A 17309-nucleotide genomic window follows, 5' to 3' on the forward strand; every position below is an offset into this window, starting at 1 on the left:
CGCAGGATCGCGCCGGTGCGGGAATACGTGGACGGCGTCCCGTGTTGACTCGCGGTCCGTTTCGAGTAGGTTGGCCCGTCGTGACGAACGAGATCCGGTCGCTGAAGTCGCGATTGATCGGGGATCCCCTCCCCTCCGAGAAACTCGAGGGGCAGCTCCTCCCGAAGCACCTGGCGCTGCCGATCTTCGCGAGCGACCCACTGTCGTCCGTGGCCTACGCGCCGCAGGAGCTCCTCATGATCCTGCTGCTCGGCGGGATGGCGTTCCTGACCTTCGCTCCGTGGGTGGCCGCGCTCGTCGTCCTGCTGCTGGTCGTCGTCGTCGCGAGCTACCGGCAGCTCATCAAGGCTTACCCCTCGGGCGGCGGCGACTACGAGGTCGCGCACCGCAACCTGGGCGAGAAGGCCGGCCTCGTCGTCGCCAGCGCCCTCCTCGTCGACTACGTCATGACGGTCGCCGTGTCCGTCGCGTCCGGCGTCGACAACATCATCTCGGCGCTGCCAGAGCTCAACCCCTTCCGGGTCGAGCTCGCACTGCTGTTCGTCGTGGTCCTCGCCGCGGTGAACCTCCGCGGCGTGCGGGAGTCGAGCAAGGCCTTCGCCATCCCGACGTACCTGTTCGTGGCCTCCGTGCTGCTCATGGTCGTCACCGGGCTGTTCCGGATCGCGGTCGGGAACGCGCCCGTGGCCGAGTCCGCCGCGTACACGGTGCAGAACGTCGACCACACGACCCAGGCCGCGTTCGTCCTCCTGCTGCTCCGGGCCTTCGCGTCCGGCTGCTCGGCGTTGACCGGCGTCGAGGCGATCGCGAACGGCGTGCAGGCGTTCCGGCGCCCGAAGGTGAAGAACGCGCAGAAGACCCTCGTCTACATGGGGTCGATCGCGATCGTGCTGTTCATCGGGCTCATCACGCTCGCCCTCGTGGCCCGGGTGCACTACGCCGAGAGCGCGTGCGACCTGCAGGGGTTCGCGGACTGCGCCACCACCCCGCAGCGCTCGCTCATCGCACAGATCGCCGCCGCGACCTTCGGCAACGACTCGGTCCTGTTCTTCGTCGTCCAGGCCACCACCGCGGCCGTCCTGCTCCTCGCCGCGAACACCGCGTTCAACGGCTTCCCCCTGCTCGGCTCGATCCTCGCCCGCGACTCCTACGCCCCGAAGGCGCTGTCGACCCGCGGCGACCGGCTCATCTACTCCAACGGCGTGATCGTGCTGGCCCTCGTCGCCGCCGCACTGCTCGTGCTCTACCGGGCGAACGTCACGAACCTCATCCAGCTCTACATCATCGGCGTGTTCGTCTCGTTCACCCTCGGGCAGACCGGCATGGTCGTGCACTGGACCCGCCTGCTGCGCGAGGACCGGGCGGGCACGGCCACCGAACCGGTGAACCGCGGGCAGGTGATCCGGTCGCGGCTCATCAACACGATCGGCGCGAGCTTCACCTTCGTGGTGCTCGTCATCGTCACCATCACGAAGTTCACGCACGGCGCCTGGCTCGTGTTCGTGATCATGCCGGTGCTGTTCGTCCTGATGCTCGGCGTGAACCGCTACTACCGTGACGTCTCGCACGAGATCGAGGCCGACGAGGAGACCGAGTTCGGCGCGTCCGGCGACCACGCGATCGTGCTCGTCAACAAGCTGCAGAAGCCGGTGCTCAAGGCGCTCGACTACGCCATCGCCGCCAAGCACGCCAGCTTCGAGGCCGTGCACGTCGCGATCGACGACGCCGAGTCCGCCCGGCTGCGCGAGCAGTGGGCGGCGCATGGCATCGAGGTCCCGCTGACCATCGTGCCGAGTCCGTACCGCGACATCTCGATGCCGCTCATCAAGTACATCAAGGCCCACCGCGCCGAGCACGGGTCCGAGGTCGTGACCGTGTACACGCCGGTGTTCGTGGTCGGGCACTGGTGGGAGAACCTGCTCCACAACCACCGTGGCCGTCGGATCCGCAAGAAGCTCCTGCTCGTGCACGGTGTCACGGTCGCCCTCGTGCCGTGGCTGCTCGACTCGTCGGAGCTCCTCTACGGCCGCCGCTCCCGGCCGCTCCCCGGGCAGGAGCGCCGCGGCGAACCCGTCCGTCCGCAGCTCCGCCGGTCCCCGCACGGGGTGTTCCGGTCCGACGACGCCGAGGACCGCGCCCGCCGTTCGACCGAGCGGAACAGCCTGCAGGTCCCGCGGGACGCCCAGCAGCCCCGACGCGCGACCCGGCCCGCCGGTCCCGCCGAGGGCGTCGACCCGGCGCTCTGCACGGGCGAGGTCCGCACCCTCGTCGCGTCCCCGCCGACCGTCCGCTCCCCCACGTCGAACGAGTGACGGCGGTGCACGCGTGAGGGTGGCCGGTCGTACGATGTGAGGCCATGTCCATGAGCCCTGCAGACCTCCGCGCCTTCGCGACGTTCGACGCGCACGGCGGCAAGGTGTCGAAGCGCGTCGAGGTCCTCGACCACGAACCGACCGCCGGCGGTCCCCACGAGGGCCTCGTCGCCGTCCGGGGCGAACACCCGCTCGGCGCGCTCGACGAGCGGGCCGCCGACGAGTCCGGTCCGCTGTCGCGCGGCGAGCCCGTCGTCGGCTGGGTCGACCCCGCCACGCTCCGCGACTGGTACCGACCCGACCGCGTCGTCGTCAGTCGGCTCGAGGCGCGGCGCTCCGGCATCGTCCCCGGCACGTACGCCGACTCCCGCGGGCGCGGCCGCGTCCGCATCGACGGCCAGGAGGCCCTGCTCGGCCCCGACGGTCGGCCCGCGTTCCGCGCGCTGGCCGGTCCCGACGACGCCCCGGTGGTCGACGTGCCGTTGCCGACCGACCAGGCCGTCCGGCTGGTCCGGGTCGCCGCCGTGCACGACGGCCTCGAGATCGTCACGACGCCGGCCTCGCCGTACCTGTCCCCCGGCGTCCACCGGTCGTACGCCGACGACGTCCCCGGCCTGCCACCCCGGGCGTCGACCGGTCGCGTCCGTGTCGCCGCGTCGGTGCTCCTCGACGGCACGCTGCACGAGGTGGACCGGATCGACGAGCGCGCCGCGACGATGTGGGTCCACCGCGACGGCGCCGTCGTGCCGATCGCGCTGCGCGCCGTCGGCCCCGACCTCGTCCGGTACCGGTCCACCCCCGCCTGACGCGGCGGCCCGCACCGTCCGGGGGACGCACCGCTGGGGTGGTCGTCGGGGGTACGGCGTAGCGTCCGCCCCATGAGCGATGCAGACCGCGCCGAACAGCAGCAGACGCCCGACGGCGAGCACACCGGCGAGACCCTCGGTGGACCCCGACCCGACCCCTCGACGACCGCGAGCAAGGACCCGGAGGAGTGGGTCACCGGCGACGAGCCGATGACCGGTCCGCAGCGCAGCTACCTCGACACCCTCGCACGGGAAGCCGGCGAGGAACTGCCCGCCGACCTCACGAAGGCCGAGGCCTCGGAGCACATCGACCGCCTCCAGCAGCAGACCGGGCGCGGGGCGGACAGCGCGTCCTGAGGGCTGGGCATGTCCTGGCGATGACCTGGTGATGTCCGCCGAGGCCCTCCTCCGGGCAGCCGTGGTGACACGTCACCGGGTACGGTCCCGGCATGCGAACGACAACGACCTCGATCGGCCTCACCGTCCTCCGCGTCGTCCTCGGCGTGGTCTTCGTCGCGCACGGCGCGCAGAAGTTCGCGCAGGGGATCCCCCAGGTGGCCCGGGGCTTCGCCGGGATGGGTGTCCCGCTCGCCGAGGTCGCCACGCCGCTGGTGGCCGGTCTCGAACTCGTCGGCGGGGTGTTCCTCGTGCTCGGGGTCGCGACGCGTGTCCTTGCCGGGCTCCTCGCCGTGGACATGGTCGTGGCCGGCCTGCTGGCGCACGTCTCCGCCGGGTTCTTCGCGCAGGGCGGTGGTGTCGAGTACGTGCTCGTGCTCGCGGCCGCAGCACTCGCGGTGACGCTGACCGGTCCGGGCCGGTTCTCGCTCGACGCAGTCGTGCAGCGGACGCGGCGTCGTCGGCGCGCGCCGCTCGGCGCCTGAGCGACGCCGGGCGACGGGTGCGCGAAGGTGACCACCTGCGAGGCGTGCGGTCGCCGGACGACCGGCACCGTGCCTCCCGTCCGTGGCGTACGCCGCCGGTCCGTCAGCCGCCGGCGAGCACGTCGACGACCTGCCGGGCGATCCGTCGACCGGCCCGGTTCGCGCCGATGGTCGACGCCTGCGGGCCGTAGCCCGCGAGGAACAGCCGGGGTTCGTCCTCGGAGCGTCCGTCCTCGACGACGACGCCGCCGCGCGCGGTCCTGAGCCGCAGCGGTGCCAGGTGCCGCAGGTCGGCGCGGAACCCGGTCGCCCAGATCACGGCGTCCGCGTGCACGTGGTCGCCGTCGGCGGTGACCACGCCGTCGGCGTCGAGCCGCGTGAACATCGGCGCCTCCCGGAGGACCCCGCGGTCGATGCCGGCGCGGATCCGGCGGGTGACCGGGACGCCGGTACCGCTCACGATGCTCGGCAGGACCTCGCCGGCGCGCGCCGCACGATCCTGCTCGTCGACCGCGGCGACGGCCGACTCGACGTCGAGCGCGGCGGTGCCCGACCAGACCACCGGCCGGCGGGTGAACCACCGGGTGGACCGGGCGACCCCGTCGAGCTCGAGCAGGAACCCGATCGCGCTCGTGCCACCGCCGACCACGAGGACGTCCTGTCCGGCGAACTCGGCGGCGCTGCGGTACTCCGTCGTGTCGAGCTGTCGGCCGCGGAAGACGTCACGGCCCGGGTACCACGGGACGAACGGCGTGCCCCAGGTCCCGGAGGCGTTCACGACGACCTCGGCACGGACGCGCTGCTCACGGCCGTCGGCGGTCCGGGTCGTCACACAGAGCCCCTCGTCCGCTCCGATCCGGGTCACCGACGCGACCGTCACCGGACGCCGGACCCGGAGGTCGTAGTGCTGCTCGAAGCGCCGGTAGTACTCGGCGACGACGTCCCGTGCCGGCCGGGCCCGGTCGGCGTCGTCGAACCGCAGGCGCACCGCGTGCATCCCGGGCAGGTCGTGCACGCGGTGCGCAGCGCCGAGCCGAAGGGCCTCCCACCGGTACTGCCAGGCACCGCCGGCATCGGGTCCACGGTCGAGCACCACGACGTCGCGGCCCGGCTCGAGCCCGAGCCGACGCAGGTGGTAGACGACGGAGAGTCCGGCCTGCCCGGCACCGATCACCACGACACGCGCGACCTGGTCCGGGGCGGGGTTCGTGGCGTCGCTCATCACATCCGATCCTGCCGGGTCCGCCCGGCTGGCGGCGATGTCCGGATCGGGGTACATGGTAGAGTGATCGGCAGATTTCAAACCACGAAACCGTCCGATTCCCCGGGTGCACGATCGCAGCCGCCAGGATCGGACCAGAGCCGATCACGAGGGGGTCACGCATGGGGCGCGGCCGTCAGAAGGCGAAGCACACCAAGGTCGCCCGGGAGCTGAAGTACTTCAGCCCGGAGACGAACTACGGTGCGCTCGAGCGAGAACTCTCCGCCGGACAGCACTCCGACGAAGAGTCGTACGTCGACCGCTGGGCAGACCAGTACGGTGACGACCAGTACGACGACGAGGACGAGCTCGAGCCCCAACAGGACCAGAACAAGTCCGCCTGAGTCCCACCCTCGTGTGACGCGCCGCTCACCCTCGGGGTGCGCGGCGTTTCGGCGTGCACGCTGGGTGATCCTCAGGAACGTCGCGCGGGCCGCGAGTCGCTGCCGGTCGTGCTCGCGACCGCTGCCGGGCACGGCGAGCCGGAGCGTCACGCAGCGGTTCCAAAATCACGGCACCTGGATCGCCCTCCACCCCGTGGATGGAACCTCGGCGTTGGCCGTGCGGCGAGTCGCGGAACCCACGCCGGACGCATCGGCTGAGCTGATCCCCGCAGGCAGTGTCCGGCCGAACCGCCAGTGTCCCCGGCCCGGGCGCTCTGGCGCTCGTCGCGGTTCCACGACTCGCCGCCGGCCGAGCACCGAGGTTCCACTGACCGGGTCGCGCGGGCCCGAGATGCCGTTGTTTCGGAACCTGGAGCAGGCAGCGCGGGACGGCCCAACCCGGCGCGCGCCCGGCCGTGGGCGACGCGCGGGCGCCCCGGGCATCAGCCGGCGTACGCCCCCACGAGCCGGACGGCCCCGCCGTCGACGCCCTTCGCGCCCTGCTCGAACCCGGCGAGGTCCGCTCGCGGCGCGGTCGAGATCGTCCCGACCGACCACGACGGCAGGCCCGCAGCCCCGAGCGACGCGATCACGTCCGACGCAGCCGCGGCCGAGACCACGGCGAACATCCCGATGCCGAGGTTCCACGTGCCCTCGGTGTCCTCGAGCGCGGTGCCCGCCATGTCGGCGAGCACCCGGAACACCGGCAGCGGCGTCCAGGTCGACCGGTCGACCTCGACCCACGAGCCGACCGGCAGCACGCGGGCGAGGTTCGCGGCGATGCCCCCACCGGTGACGTGCGACAGCGAGTGCACCGCCCCGGGGTGCGAGGCGAGCAGGGACAGCAGCGGGGTCGTGTAGAGCCGGGTGGGCTCGAGCAGCGCCTCGCCGACCGAGACGCCCGCGCCGAACTCCGGCAGCTGGTCGGTGTACTGGACGCCCCGCGTCGACAGGATGTGCCGCACGAGGGAGTACCCGTTCGAGTGCAGCCCCGAGGACGCGATGGCCACGACGACGTCACCGTCCTGCACCAGGTGCGCGCCGAGCTGCTCACCGGCCTCGACCACGCCGGTCGCGGCGCCCGCCACGTCGTAGTCGTCCGGACCGAGCAGCCCCGGGTGCTCCGCGGTCTCGCCGCCGACCAGGGCGGTCCCGGTGTCCGAACAGCCGCGGGCGATGCCGGCGACGATGTCCGCGATCCGGTTCGGCACGACCCGGCCGCACGCGATGTAGTCCGTCATGAACAGCGGCTTCGCGCCCACCACGACGATGTCGTCGACGACCATGCCGACGAGGTCCTGCCCGATGGTGTCGTGCTTGTCGATCGCCTGCGCGATGGCGACCTTCGTCCCGACGCCGTCGGTCGAGGTCGCGAGCAGCGGGCGTTCGAAGTCCTTCAGGAACGAGACGTCGTAGAGCCCTGCGAACCCGCCGACACCGCCCGTCACCGAGGCGTTGTGCGTGGCCGAGACCGCCGACTTCATGAGTTCGACCGCGAGGTCGCCGGCTGCAGTGTCGACGCCGGCCTCGGCGTAGGGGTTCGTCATGCGTCGTCCTCCGCGGGGCATGGCAGACTTGTTCGGTCCCCCCGATTCTACGGTCTGGAGCACACCGCGAATGTGCGGCATCGTCGGGCTCGTCGCCCAGAGTCCTGCCAACCAATCCATCTACGACGCACTGCTCCTCCTGCAGCACCGAGGACAGGACTCGACCGGCATCGCCACGGTCGAGGGTCACATCCACCACATGCACAAGACGCGTGGTCACGTGCGGGAGGCCTTCCGCACGCGTGACATGCGGTCCCTGCTCGGCACCATGGGCCTCGGCCACGTCCGTTACGCCACGAAGGGCGCCGCGAGCAACGAGGAGGAGGCGCAGCCGTTCTACGTGAACGCGCCCTACGGCATCGTCCTCGTGCACAACGGCAACCTGACGAACACGCGCGAGCTCACGCGCGAGCTGTTCGACATCGACCGCCGCCACCTCAACACGAGCTCCGACACCGAACTGCTCGTCAACGTCCTGGCGCACGAGCTCCAGGGCCAGGTGCGCGGCGCGGACCTCGACCCCGGCCAGGTGTTCGACGCGGTCGAGCGCGTGCACGAGCGCGTCGAGGGCTCCTACGCCGCGATCGCGACCATCGCCGGTCACGGGCTGCTCGCCTTCCGCGACCCGTTCGGCATCCGCCCGCTGATCCTCGGCCACAAGTTCGACGAGGCCGGCCAGCCGGAGTGGGTCGTCGCGAGCGAGTCGCTCGTCCTCGAGTCGGGCGGCTACGAGATCGTCCGCGACATCGCGCCCGGCGAGGCCGTGTTCATCGAGATGAACGGCCAGATGCACGCCCGCCAGTGCGCGAAGGACCCGCGCCTCGTGCCGTGCTCGTTCGAGTACGTGTACCTCGCCCGACCCGACTCGATCATGAACGGCATCTCGGTCTACGACGCCCGACTCCGACTCGGCAACCGGCTCGCGGACACGATCGAGCGGTACGCGCCGACGGGGAACATCGACGTCGTCATGCCGATCCCCGACTCGTCGCGTCCGGCGGCGATGCAGGTCGCGCAGAAGCTCGGCATCGAGTACCGCGAGGGCTTCTACAAGAACCGCTACGTCGGCCGCACGTTCATCATGCCGGGGCAGGCGGAGCGCAAGCGGTCCGTCCGGCAGAAGCTCAACGCGATGTCGTCCGAGTTCAAGGGCAAGAACATCCTCATCGTCGACGACTCGATCGTGCGCGGGACGACGAGCCGCGAGATCGTCGAGATGGCCCGTGCCGCCGGCGCGAACGAGGTGACGTTCACGAGCGCCGCCCCGCCTGTCCGGTTCCCGCACGTCTACGGCATCAACATGCCGACCCGGGCGGAGCTCATCGCGCACGACCGGAAGATCCCGGAGATCAACCGCGTGCTCGGCAGCGACCACCTCATCTACCAGGAGATCGCGGACATGCGCGACGCGATCATCGAGGGTTCGGACGTCACCGACCTCGAGATGAGCTGCTTCACCGGCGAGTACGTGACGGGCACCGTCAGCCCGGAGTACCTGTCCTGGGTCGAGGCGAACCAGCTCAGCTAGGTCGCGGACGCGACCAGCGGTCGGACGGGAGGCCCGTGGCGGCGCCGCCACGGGCCTCCCGTCCGGAACGCGTTCGGGTCAGCGACCGGCGTCGTCGGTGTGTGCGTCTCCGGGGCCTGCGCCGCGCGCACCCGGCTCCTCGAGCTCACCGTCCACCGTCTCGGTGGCCGGCTCCACCTCGACGCGCTCGGCGGTGAGCGCTGCCGAGCGCCGCCCGAGCGCCCGGTCGAGCACGATGGCGACGACCGCGCCGACGGCCGCTCCGATGGTCACGCCGTAGAGGGAGAAGTAGCCGACGAGCTGCCCGAACGAGGCGGTCTCCTGCTGGTCGCCCCGGTCGATGCCCATGGTCGCCGACACGACGACGAGCGTCGCCACGAAGCCGAGCACCGCGCCGCCGATGATGAACGCGCCGAACTTCGGCGCACGGCGGATCGTCACCTCGTCGGAGGTGGAGACGGCGTTCGGCGCCGGTCGCTCTTCGGGTCCGTCGGTGTTGCTCACCCGTCCATTGTCCCCCACTGTGGGACGTGCTCCCGACTGTGCGTGGCACCCGATCCGCGGCAGGATGGTCCCCACCCAGGGAGCGGAGGTGCGGAGGTGACCCGGATGCGCGAACGAGCGGCGCGGGGTGGCCACGGACCGTCCTCGGCACGTCCGGCGCGGATCGCGTGGCCCATCGCCCAGCGGCGCGAGGAGGACCGTGCCGTCGCGGTCGTCGCCGAGCACGGCTGGAGCGTCGCGCTCGTCGGGGCCCCCGGGCTCGGCAAGAGCACCGTGGCCGAGCGTGTGACCGACCGGGTCGCCGGACGGGACGGCTCCGGCCGGACGCTCGTGGTGCCGATCACCGCGGTCGCCGCCGCCCGGTCGATGCCCTTCGGTGTCGTGTCCGACCACTTCGGCGAGCTGCCGGCGACGTTCGCCGACCTCGTCGACGAGCAGCACGCGGGCGACCGACTCCGCGCACTCGCCGGCGAGGACCGCGACGTGCTGCTCCGGGTGGACGACGCCGACCACCTCGACCAGGTCTCCGCCCGGTACGTGGCCTGGCTCGTCCGACACCAGGGCGCGCGGCTCGTGCTCACCTGCCGCGACTTCACCGCACTGCCCGAACCCCTCCGTGCCCTCTGGCAGGACGACCTGCTCGAGCGGATCGACCTCGCCCCGCTCGACCTGCGCGAGACCACCGAGCTCGTGACCGCGGCGCTCGGCGCTCAGCTCGAGAACGCGTCGGCGGAACGCGTGCACCGGGCGACCGCCGGCAACCCGCTCTACCTCCGTGAGGTGGTCCGGGCTGCGCTCGCCTCCGGTGCCCTCGAGCAGACCGCGTCCGGCTGGTACTGGCGTGGTCGGGTCACGGCCTCGAACAGCCTCGCCGACATGTACCGGACCGAGCTCGGGTCGCTTCCGGAAGACCTGCGCGACGTGGTCGACATCGTCGCGCTCGCCGACCCGATCCCGCTCCCCCGCCTGCTCGGACTGGTGACCGGCGGCGACATCGACCGGGTCGTCGCCCTCGGACTCGTCCGGATCACCTCGACCGAGGACGGGTCGGCCGTCGTCCGGCCGTCCCACCCGCTCATCGGCGAGGTCGTGCGCGGCCTCGTCCCCGTCGCCCGCCGAGCGATGCTCTTCGCCCGGGCCAACGCGTTCCGTGCCGCCCACGACGAGGACGCCCCGCCCGCCGCACGCCTCCGTGCCGCGCTCTGGGCGCTCGAGTGCGGCGTGTCCCCGGACCCGCGTGAGCTCCTCGAGGCGGCGGAGGTGGCGGTGCGGCTGCAGGAGCACGAGAGCGCGGTCCTGCTCACCTCGGCCGCGCTCCGGACCCCGCTCCCGGCCACGCTCCGGATCACGGCGCACGTCCTCCGTTCACTCGCGCACGGGTACTCCACCGGGCGGGAGGCAGGGCGCGCCGACGCCGAGGCCGCGTGGGCCATCGCGCGGTCCCGCACCGAGACCGTCGCCGACGCCGCGGTCGTCGAGGCGTGCGAGACACTGGCGAACATCCGGCAGTTCCACGACGACGACGTCCTCGCCGCGGTCGCCCTCACCGACACGGCGATCGGGCTGGTCGGCCCCGAGACGGCCGAGCGACTGCGCCTGCTGCGCCTGGCCCACCTCGGGTGGGGCGGGCGGTTCGCGGAGGTCCGCGCCGAGGTCGAGCGGAGCGGCATCGTGCACGCGCCGACCGTCCCGTTCGGGTTCCTCTGCCTCGCGCCGTGCGCGGTGATGGCGCTGGCGACGGCCGGTCGGCTCGACGACGCGGTCACGCTCGCCAAGGGGTCCCTGGCCACCGCGGTCGCGCACCTCGAGTCGGCGCCGTGGAGCGTCGGTGAGATCGTGTCCGTGCTCCACCAGGTGCAGGTGTGGCGGGGCGACATCGCCGAGCTCCTCACCGAGGTGCCGGTGCGACGGTCGAGCCCGTACCTGAAGTACGACTTCACCCTCGAGCTCATCGGCGACGGCAACCAGGCCATCGGGCAGCGGCGGTGGGACGACGCGATCACCGCGTTCTCGGCGGCCTGCGAACGGTACGACATCGCCGACCACGGCGGCTTCGCGGCGTACCCGTGGGCGCGCCTGGCGATGGCGTACGCCTACGCCGGACGGCTCGAGGAAGCTTCCGCGGCGCTCGAGCGGGCGCGCACGACGCCGCTCCGCGCCATGCGGATCGTCGGCGAGCAGGTCGCGGTGTCGATCGCGTGGACCGAGTCGGTGCTCGGCAACCCGGCGGGCCTCCGGCACATGGACGAGGTGATCGAGCGCGCCACGGCGACCGGCTCGTGGACGCACGTGCTCTACGGCTTCACCCTGCACTACGCACTCGACCTGCAAGCCGGACGCGAGGGGGCGGCGTCGCTCGACCGGATGCGGGTCGCGGCGGAGCGGGTGGACGGGCCGCTCGCCGCGGCGATCGCCCACTACGCCGACGCGGTGCGCTCCGGCGACCGCGCGCGGGTGATCGCGGCGCAGGGCGTCCTCGCATCGCACGGCATGGCGGTCACGGCCGGACACGTCAAGCCGGCGCTGACGAACCGCGAGTACGAGGTCGCCCGGCTGGCGGCCGACGGCCTCAGCAACCGCCGCATCGCGGAGACCCTCGGGCTGTCGGTGCGGACGATCGACGCGCACCTGTCGCGCGTGTTCCAGAAGTGGGACCTGCACGCGCGGACGGAGCTCGCCGAGCTCCTCTGAACGCCAGGTGGACTGACCGCAAACCGCGCGCGACGTTGCGGGTTGCAGCACGACTCGCCGTCCCGGTTGACACAGGAGGCCGGTCATCGCGTAGCGTGTCCCCTGTCGCCGGGTTCGGACCCGTTCGGGTCGGGTCCGAATCCCGGCGACTTCCACGATACGCAGCCGCTCACACGGTGCACATCGGTAGGACCTACCTAATTCGCCGACGGGATCCGTCGCGGTTAGGTCGCGCGACCGATGCGATCGACCGTCCTCGGCTGTGACGATGCTGCCGTGCCCTTCACCGTGAGTCACGCCGTCGTCGCGTTCGCCGCCCGACGCACCGCGTTGCCCGTCGCCGCGGTCGCTGCCGGGTCGATGGCGCCCGACGCCGTGCTGTTCGTCCCGTGGCTGCCGCCGTACGCGTTCACCCACTCGTGGGCCGGCGTGGTGACCGTCGACCTCGCGGTGGCGCTCGTCGTGGTCGCGGCCTGGTGGTGGCTCGTCCGACCGGCCTGGACCGCGGCGCTGCCGGCGGTCGCGCGCCGGGTGCCCGAGGCGTGGTCGACACCACCGCACCCCGCCGTGGGAACTGCAGCGTGGACGGTGGTGGCGTGCGTGGTGGGGAGCGTCACCCACGTCGCGTGGGACGCGTTCTCGCACCCGCACGGCTGGGTGGTCCAGCGCGTCGCGCTGCTCCGGGTCGACGTCGCCGGTCACCCCGCCTGGGCGGTCGTGCAGGACGCGTCGAGCGCGCTCGGGCTCCTCGCGCTGCTCGCCGCGCTGGCCGTGTGGTGGCGTCGGGCGGGTCGTCGCGAACGGGTCGGGCACGGCTCCCGCGCCGGACGGGAGGCGCGGGTCGTCCTGGGCGCGGTCGTCGCGCTGGTGGTCGGGGTGACGCTGGTGCGCTGCGGGCGGGTCGCGCTCGTCGGCGGTGGTCCGGGTGCCGTGCTCGTGACCGGGGCGTTCACGATCCCGCCGGTCGTCGCCGTGGCGCTCGTGGCGGGTGCGGTGGCGCTGCTCGTGCTCCGCGCCCGGCGGGCAGCCGGGCAGGTCAGGCCGGAAGCCGGACCGGTCAGGCCGGAAGCCGGACCGGGAGGAACGCCGCCAGGTCCGCCCGGGACCCCGATGCGCTGACCCGCGACGCGGCGACCGCCTCGTCCCAGCGGAGTTCGCCCGTCGCGAGGGCGAGCCACGTCCCGGCGTCCGTCTCCACCACGTTCGGCGGCGTCCCCCGGGTGTGCCGTGGTCCGGGGATCGCCTGCACCGCCGCGAACGGCGGGACCCGCACCTCGACGCTGTTGCCCGGCACGTCCTCGGCGAGCCGCTGCAGGGTCCACCGGACGGCGGTCGCCACCTCCGGACGGCCCGGGGTCCCCTGCTGCACGGCGCGCAGGGCGGCGCGTCCGTCCTCGTCGTCGATCGTCCTGCGGGCCATCCGCCCAGGCTAGCCACCCCATCGCAACGCGGACCGGCGGCTCGGTAGGCTGACCCCGTGCGAATCCTCGTCCTCGGTTCCGGTGCCCGCGAGCACGCCATCGTCACGGCCCTCCTCGCCGAGCAGGCCGGGCACGTCATCACGGTCGCACCCGGCAACGCCGGCATCGCCGCCGACGTCGAGACGGTCTCCCTCGACCCGACGAACGGCGCGCTGGTCGCGGACTACGCGATCGAGAACGACGTCGAGCTCGTCGTCGTCGGCCCCGAAGCACCGCTCATCGCCGGTGTGGCCGACCCGGTCCGCACCCGCGGCATCCCGGTGTTCGGCCCGGGCAAGGCCGCCGCGCAGCTCGAGGGCTCGAAGGCGTTCGCGAAGCGCATCATGGCGGAGGCCGGTGTCCCCACCGGCCGTCCGGTGTACGCCGGCACGGTGGACGAGGCGGTCGCCGCGCTCGACGAGCTCGGTGCCCCCTACGTCGTGAAGGCCGACGGGCTCGCCGCCGGCAAGGGCGTGCTCGTGACGGAGGACCGTCAGGCGGCGGTCGACCACGCGACGTACTGGCTGCAGCACGGACCGGTCGTCGTCGAGGAGTTCCTCGACGGCGAGGAGGTCTCGCTGTTCTTCCTGAGCGACGGACACGACGTCCGGCCGCTCAGCCCCGCCCAGGACTACAAGCGCCTCGCCGACGGCGACGCCGGGCCGAACACGGGCGGCATGGGCGCCTACTCGCCGCTGCCGTGGCTGGCCGACCGGTGGGAGTCGGAACAGGCGTTCGTGGCCGAGGTGGCCGACCTCGTCGCGCTCCCGACCGTCCGTCGGCTCGAGCACGAGGGCACGCCCTTCGTCGGCCTGCTCTACTGCGGTCTCATCGTCACCGAGCAGGGCGTGCGGGTGATCGAGTTCAACGCCCGGTTCGGGGACCCCGAGACCCAGGTCGTCCTCCCGCGCCTGGCGACGCCGCTCAGCGAGCTCATGCTCGCCGCCGCCACCGGTCGTCTCGGCTCCGTGCCGGCCCCCGTCTTCCGTGACGAGGTCGCCGTGACGGTGGTCCTCGCGAGCGAGGGGTACCCGGAGAACCCGCACACCGGTCGACCGATCACCGGGATCGACGCCGCGAACAGCCGCGAGGGGGTCCACGTCGCCCACGCCGCGACCGGCAGCCTCGACGGCGGACTCGTCGCCACGGGTGGCCGGGTGCTCAGCGTCGTGGGCACCGGCCGGTCGTTCACCGAGGCCCGCGAGCGCGCCTACGCCGGCCTGCACGACATCACGCTCGAGGGCGGGCAGTACCGCACCGACATCGCCGCGAAGGTCGCCGAGTGAGCGCCCCCGCCGTGCCCGGCTGGCGGCACGTCTCCTCCGGCAAGGTGCGCGAGCTCTACGTGCCGGAGGGCACCGCCGACGTGGCGGACGCCGACGAGCTGCTCCTCGTCGCGTCGGACCGGGTCAGCGCCTACGACTTCGCCTTGGAACCGCCGATCCCGGGCAAGGGCGAGCTGCTGACGCGGCTCTCCCGCTTCTGGTTCGACCGGATCGCCGACGTGCCGAACCACCTCCTCGACGACGGCCACGGCGGCACCCCCGTCCCCGAGGCGGTCGCCGCGCGCTCGATGCACGTCCGTCCCCTGCGCATGTTCCCGGTCGAGTGCGTCGTCCGCGGCTACCTGGTCGGCAGCGGCTGGGCGGAGTACCGCGAAAGCGGCAGCGTCTGCGGTGTGCCGTTGCCCGCAGGGCTGTCCGAGGGCGACCGGCTGCCGGAGCCGATCTACACGCCCGCGTACAAGGCGCCGCAGGGCGAGCACGACGAGAACATCTCGTTCGAGCAGACGGTCGAGCTCGTCGGACGGGCCGACGCGGAGACCCTCCGCGACCTGTCGTTGCACGTGTACGCCACGGCCGCGGCGATCGCGCTCGAGCACGACGTCGTCATCGCCGACACGAAGTTCGAGTTCGGGCGCGACGGCGACGGCGTGGTCCGGATCGCGGACGAGGTCCTGACGAGCGACTCGAGCCGCTACTGGGACGCCCGGACGGACACCGCCACGAGCCGGACCGACTCGTTCGACAAGCAGATCGTCCGCGACTGGCTGAGCGCGCACTGGGATCGCCAGGGCACCCCGCCCGTGCTGCCGGACGAGATCGTCGCGCGCACGGCGGCCCGGTACCGCGAGCTCATCGAGCGTCTCGGCGCCTGACCCGGCCACGACGACCGAGGCGTCCCGGACGACCGCGACGGCTCAGGCGTCCCGGACGACGGCTCAGGCGTCGCGGGCGACGGCTCAGGCGTCGCGGGCGACCACGACCACGGTGAGGTCGTCCCCCGGGTCGTGCTCCTGCGCGCGGGCACGCACCCGGTCGAGGAAGCCCGCGACGTCGTCCGCCTGCCGGTAGAGCTCCCCGAGCCGCGTCATCGACGCCAGGGTGGAATCCCACAGCTCGAGCGCCCCATCGCTGACGACCACGAGGACGTCGCCCGGGTCGAGCACGAGCGAGCCCGACGACCGGGCGATGCCCGCCGGGTGCAGCCCGATCGGCAGGTCGACGGATCGGAGCACGTCCTCGCCGCCGTCCGCACGGAGGTGGAGCACGAGCCCGTGCCCCGCGTCGACGAAGTCCACCTGCCCGGTGGTCGGCACGAGCCGCCCGTGGAACAGCGTCGCGAAGGACTCGGCTCGGTTGAACTCGGGGCCGACCTGCGCTTCGAGGGCGGCCACCGCACGGTCCGGCCGGTCACCGCCCCGGGCGAGCAGCGCACCGCGGACGTTCGCGGCGAGGAGCCCGGCCGACATGCCCTTGCCCATCACGTCGGCGAGGGTGAGCACGAGGTCGTCGCCGTCGCGGTGCCAGTCGTGGAGGTCCCCGGAGACGACGGCGTGCGGCAAGCTGAGACCCGCCACGCGGTAGCCGGGCAGCTCCACGTCGGTGGGCTCGAGGCCCGCGAGCACCGCACGCAACCGGTCCTCGTCGGCGCCCGCGGCGAGTTCGCGCTCCGCCCAGACGCCGAGGTCCTCGAGCAGCGCGAGGTCCTCCGGTGCGAGCGTCCGCGGTGTCTGGTCGACGAGGCACAGTGTCCCGACCTTGACGTCGTCGTCACCGAGCCGGAGCGGCACCCCGGCGTAGAAGCGCACGTTCGGGTCGTCGACCACCATCGGCATGTCGGCGAAGCGGGCATCCGCTCGGGCGTCCTCGACGATGACCGGGCCGGGGCTCCCGAGCGTCCGGCCGCAGAAGGTGTCCTGCAGCGGGATCTCGGGCCCGAACCGCTCGGCGCTCTGCTGCGACTTGATGGTCAGCATCGACTCACCGGCGAGGTTGAGGAAGGAGCCCGACACCCCGAAGGCGTCCCGCGCGATCCGGGTGATGCGGTCGAACCGCTCCTCCGGGCCGCCGGCGACCACGTCGAGCGCGGCGAGCAGCGTTGCCCGCCGTCCTGATCCGGTGGTGATGGTCTGCGCTGGTGAGGCGTCCATCCCTCCACGGTAGTGCTCGGGACCGTGAGGGGCGTACCCCACAACGGTGGACGCGGCGGGCCCCGGCACCGGCCGGTCGACGGCACGGCGTAGCCTGGTGCGGTGCTCCGTCGTGCCCTGCCCGTCCTCGTCCTCGGCGCTGCGGCGACGTTCGCCCTGACCGGGTGCGGCGCACACGACTCGACGGGCCAGATCGCCGTGACGGTCTCCGGGAACGCGGCGGACCACGCCTACGAGGTCCGGGTCTACGCGTCGACCGGCAAGCTCGCCGAGCACCAGCGGGTGTTCCCCGGCGGGACGGCGTCGTTCGCCGGGGTGCCGCTCGGTGCCGTCACGGTTCGTGCTGGCGACCTGTGCCCCGCCGAGGCGACGGTCTCGGACGCCTCGGTCGCCGAGGTCACCCTGTCGACGACGGGCTGCTGACCGCGCCACGCCGCCCGGTCGCGGCCCGACTCCGCACCGCCGCCCGGCCGGGCCCCGCACCGCGGCACGCCGCCCGGCCG

The 17309-nt window shown here is 72.9% G+C and carries 16 protein-coding genes; 11 read left to right on the forward strand and 5 right to left on the reverse strand.

Going from position 1 to position 17309, the window contains the following annotated elements; genetic code table 11:
• Nucleotides 1-80 precede the first annotated feature (80 nt).
• The 4 genes from Csp2054_RS01940 to Csp2054_RS01955 all read left to right on the forward strand — a co-directional run bounded on the left by Csp2054_RS01940 (nt 81) and on the right by Csp2054_RS01955 (nt 3999).
• Entirely contained in the window at nt 81-2312 is a 2232-nt protein-coding gene (locus Csp2054_RS01940; protein WP_255252572.1) for an APC family permease, read from the forward strand.
• A gap of 50 nt (nt 2313-2362) precedes the next feature.
• Complete coding sequence (locus Csp2054_RS01945) at nt 2363-3118, forward strand: hypothetical protein (protein ID WP_141399084.1); 756 nt, start codon at nt 2363-2365, stop codon at nt 3116-3118.
• A 72-nt stretch (nt 3119-3190) separates the two neighbouring features.
• Entirely contained in the window at nt 3191-3475 is a 285-nt protein-coding gene (locus Csp2054_RS01950) for a DUF3072 domain-containing protein (protein ID WP_096897592.1), read from the forward strand.
• Nucleotides 3476-3567: 92 nt separating this feature from the next.
• The gene (locus Csp2054_RS01955; RefSeq protein WP_096897593.1) at nt 3568-3999 is read left to right on the forward strand and encodes a DoxX family protein; all 432 of its coding nucleotides are present in this window, start codon (nt 3568-3570) and stop codon (nt 3997-3999) included.
• Between the two features lie 103 nt (nt 4000-4102).
• Here the strand turns inward: Csp2054_RS01955 and Csp2054_RS01960 are convergent, their stop codons facing one another.
• A complete protein-coding gene (locus tag Csp2054_RS01960) occupies nt 4103-5221 on the reverse strand; it encodes an FAD-dependent oxidoreductase (protein ID WP_096897656.1) in 1119 nt (372 codons plus the stop codon).
• Nucleotides 5222-5382: 161 nt separating this feature from the next.
• Between Csp2054_RS01960 and Csp2054_RS01965 the strand changes: the two genes are divergently transcribed.
• Nucleotides 5383-5604 carry a DUF3073 domain-containing protein gene (locus Csp2054_RS01965; protein ID WP_096897594.1) on the forward strand — a complete coding sequence of 74 codons (222 nt, stop codon included), beginning with the start codon at nt 5383-5385 and terminating at the stop codon, nt 5602-5604.
• Nucleotides 5605-6086: 482 nt separating this feature from the next.
• On the opposite strand, the gene purM is transcribed toward Csp2054_RS01965, so the two are convergent.
• On the reverse strand, nt 6087-7190 hold the full coding sequence (gene purM / locus Csp2054_RS01970) for a phosphoribosylformylglycinamidine cyclo-ligase (protein WP_096897595.1): 1104 nt from the start codon (nt 7188-7190) through the stop codon (nt 6087-6089).
• Between the two features lie 70 nt (nt 7191-7260).
• On the opposite strand from purM, the gene purF reads away from it, so the two are divergent.
• On the forward strand, nt 7261-8718 hold the full coding sequence (purF, locus tag Csp2054_RS01975) for an amidophosphoribosyltransferase (protein WP_096897596.1): 1458 nt from the start codon (nt 7261-7263) through the stop codon (nt 8716-8718).
• A gap of 78 nt (nt 8719-8796) precedes the next feature.
• Here the strand turns inward: purF and Csp2054_RS01980 are convergent, their stop codons facing one another.
• The gene (locus tag Csp2054_RS01980) at nt 8797-9222 is read right to left on the reverse strand and encodes a hypothetical protein (protein WP_096897597.1); all 426 of its coding nucleotides are present in this window, start codon (nt 9220-9222) and stop codon (nt 8797-8799) included.
• Nucleotides 9223-9327: 105 nt separating this feature from the next.
• Between Csp2054_RS01980 and Csp2054_RS01985 the strand changes: the two genes are divergently transcribed.
• Both Csp2054_RS01985 and Csp2054_RS01990 read left to right on the forward strand, forming a co-directional pair.
• Nucleotides 9328-11913, forward strand: a complete 2586-nt coding sequence (locus tag Csp2054_RS01985) for a helix-turn-helix transcriptional regulator (protein WP_141399085.1) — start codon at nt 9328-9330, stop codon at nt 11911-11913.
• A gap of 276 nt (nt 11914-12189) precedes the next feature.
• Nucleotides 12190-13032 (forward strand): DUF4184 family protein, encoded by an 843-nt coding sequence (locus tag Csp2054_RS01990; protein WP_176491502.1) that lies wholly within the window; start codon nt 12190-12192, stop codon nt 13030-13032.
• On the opposite strand, the gene Csp2054_RS01995 is transcribed toward Csp2054_RS01990, so the two are convergent.
• Nucleotides 12971-13333 carry a sterol carrier family protein gene (locus Csp2054_RS01995; protein WP_096897600.1) on the reverse strand — a complete coding sequence of 121 codons (363 nt, stop codon included), beginning with the start codon at nt 13331-13333 and terminating at the stop codon, nt 12971-12973. The genes Csp2054_RS01990 and Csp2054_RS01995 overlap by 62 nt on opposite strands.
• Nucleotides 13334-13390: 57 nt before the next feature.
• Here Csp2054_RS01995 and purD point away from each other — a divergent pair, with 57 nt between their 5' ends.
• Both purD and Csp2054_RS02005 read left to right on the forward strand, forming a co-directional pair.
• Nucleotides 13391-14659, forward strand: coding sequence for a phosphoribosylamine--glycine ligase (gene purD, locus Csp2054_RS02000; RefSeq protein ID WP_096897601.1), 1269 nt, complete (start codon nt 13391-13393; stop codon nt 14657-14659).
• Nucleotides 14656-15531, forward strand: coding sequence for a phosphoribosylaminoimidazolesuccinocarboxamide synthase (locus Csp2054_RS02005; protein ID WP_096897602.1), 876 nt, complete (start codon nt 14656-14658; stop codon nt 15529-15531). Before purD ends, Csp2054_RS02005 begins: the two co-directional genes overlap by 4 nt.
• A gap of 84 nt (nt 15532-15615) precedes the next feature.
• Here the strand turns inward: Csp2054_RS02005 and Csp2054_RS02010 are convergent, their stop codons facing one another.
• Nucleotides 15616-16806: a PP2C family protein-serine/threonine phosphatase gene (locus Csp2054_RS02010; protein ID WP_096897603.1), complete on the reverse strand. Its 1191-nt coding sequence runs from the start codon at nt 16804-16806 to the stop codon at nt 15616-15618.
• Between the two features lie 102 nt (nt 16807-16908).
• Here Csp2054_RS02010 and Csp2054_RS02015 point away from each other — a divergent pair, with 102 nt between their 5' ends.
• On the forward strand, nt 16909-17229 hold the full coding sequence (locus Csp2054_RS02015) for a hypothetical protein (RefSeq protein ID WP_096897604.1): 321 nt from the start codon (nt 16909-16911) through the stop codon (nt 17227-17229).
• The last annotated feature ends 80 nt before the right edge of the window (nt 17230-17309 follow it).

The sequence above is a fragment of the Curtobacterium sp. 'Ferrero' genome (assembly GCF_002412165.1).
Lineage (GTDB): Bacteria > Actinomycetota > Actinomycetes > Actinomycetales > Microbacteriaceae > Curtobacterium.

Coding starts and splice junctions, on each gene's coding strand:
- Csp2054_RS01985 (WP_141399085.1), top strand. CDS start 9,328: ATGCGCGAACGAGCGGCGCGGGGTGGCCACGGACCGTCCTCGGCACGT.
- Csp2054_RS01950 (WP_096897592.1), top strand. CDS start 3,191: ATGAGCGATGCAGACCGCGCCGAACAGCAGCAGACGCCCGACGGCGAG.
- Csp2054_RS01955 (WP_096897593.1), top strand. CDS start 3,568: ATGCGAACGACAACGACCTCGATCGGCCTCACCGTCCTCCGCGTCGTC.
- Csp2054_RS01965 (WP_096897594.1), top strand. CDS start 5,383: ATGGGGCGCGGCCGTCAGAAGGCGAAGCACACCAAGGTCGCCCGGGAG.
- Csp2054_RS02010 (WP_096897603.1), bottom strand. CDS start 16,806: ATGGACGCCTCACCAGCGCAGACCATCACCACCGGATCAGGACGGCGG.
- Csp2054_RS01945 (WP_141399084.1), top strand. CDS start 2,363: ATGAGCCCTGCAGACCTCCGCGCCTTCGCGACGTTCGACGCGCACGGC.
- Csp2054_RS01995 (WP_096897600.1), bottom strand. CDS start 13,333: ATGGCCCGCAGGACGATCGACGACGAGGACGGACGCGCCGCCCTGCGC.
- purF (WP_096897596.1), top strand. CDS start 7,261: ATGTGCGGCATCGTCGGGCTCGTCGCCCAGAGTCCTGCCAACCAATCC.
- Csp2054_RS01960 (WP_096897656.1), bottom strand. CDS start 5,221: ATGAGCGACGCCACGAACCCCGCCCCGGACCAGGTCGCGCGTGTCGTG.
- purM (WP_096897595.1), bottom strand. CDS start 7,190: ATGACGAACCCCTACGCCGAGGCCGGCGTCGACACTGCAGCCGGCGAC.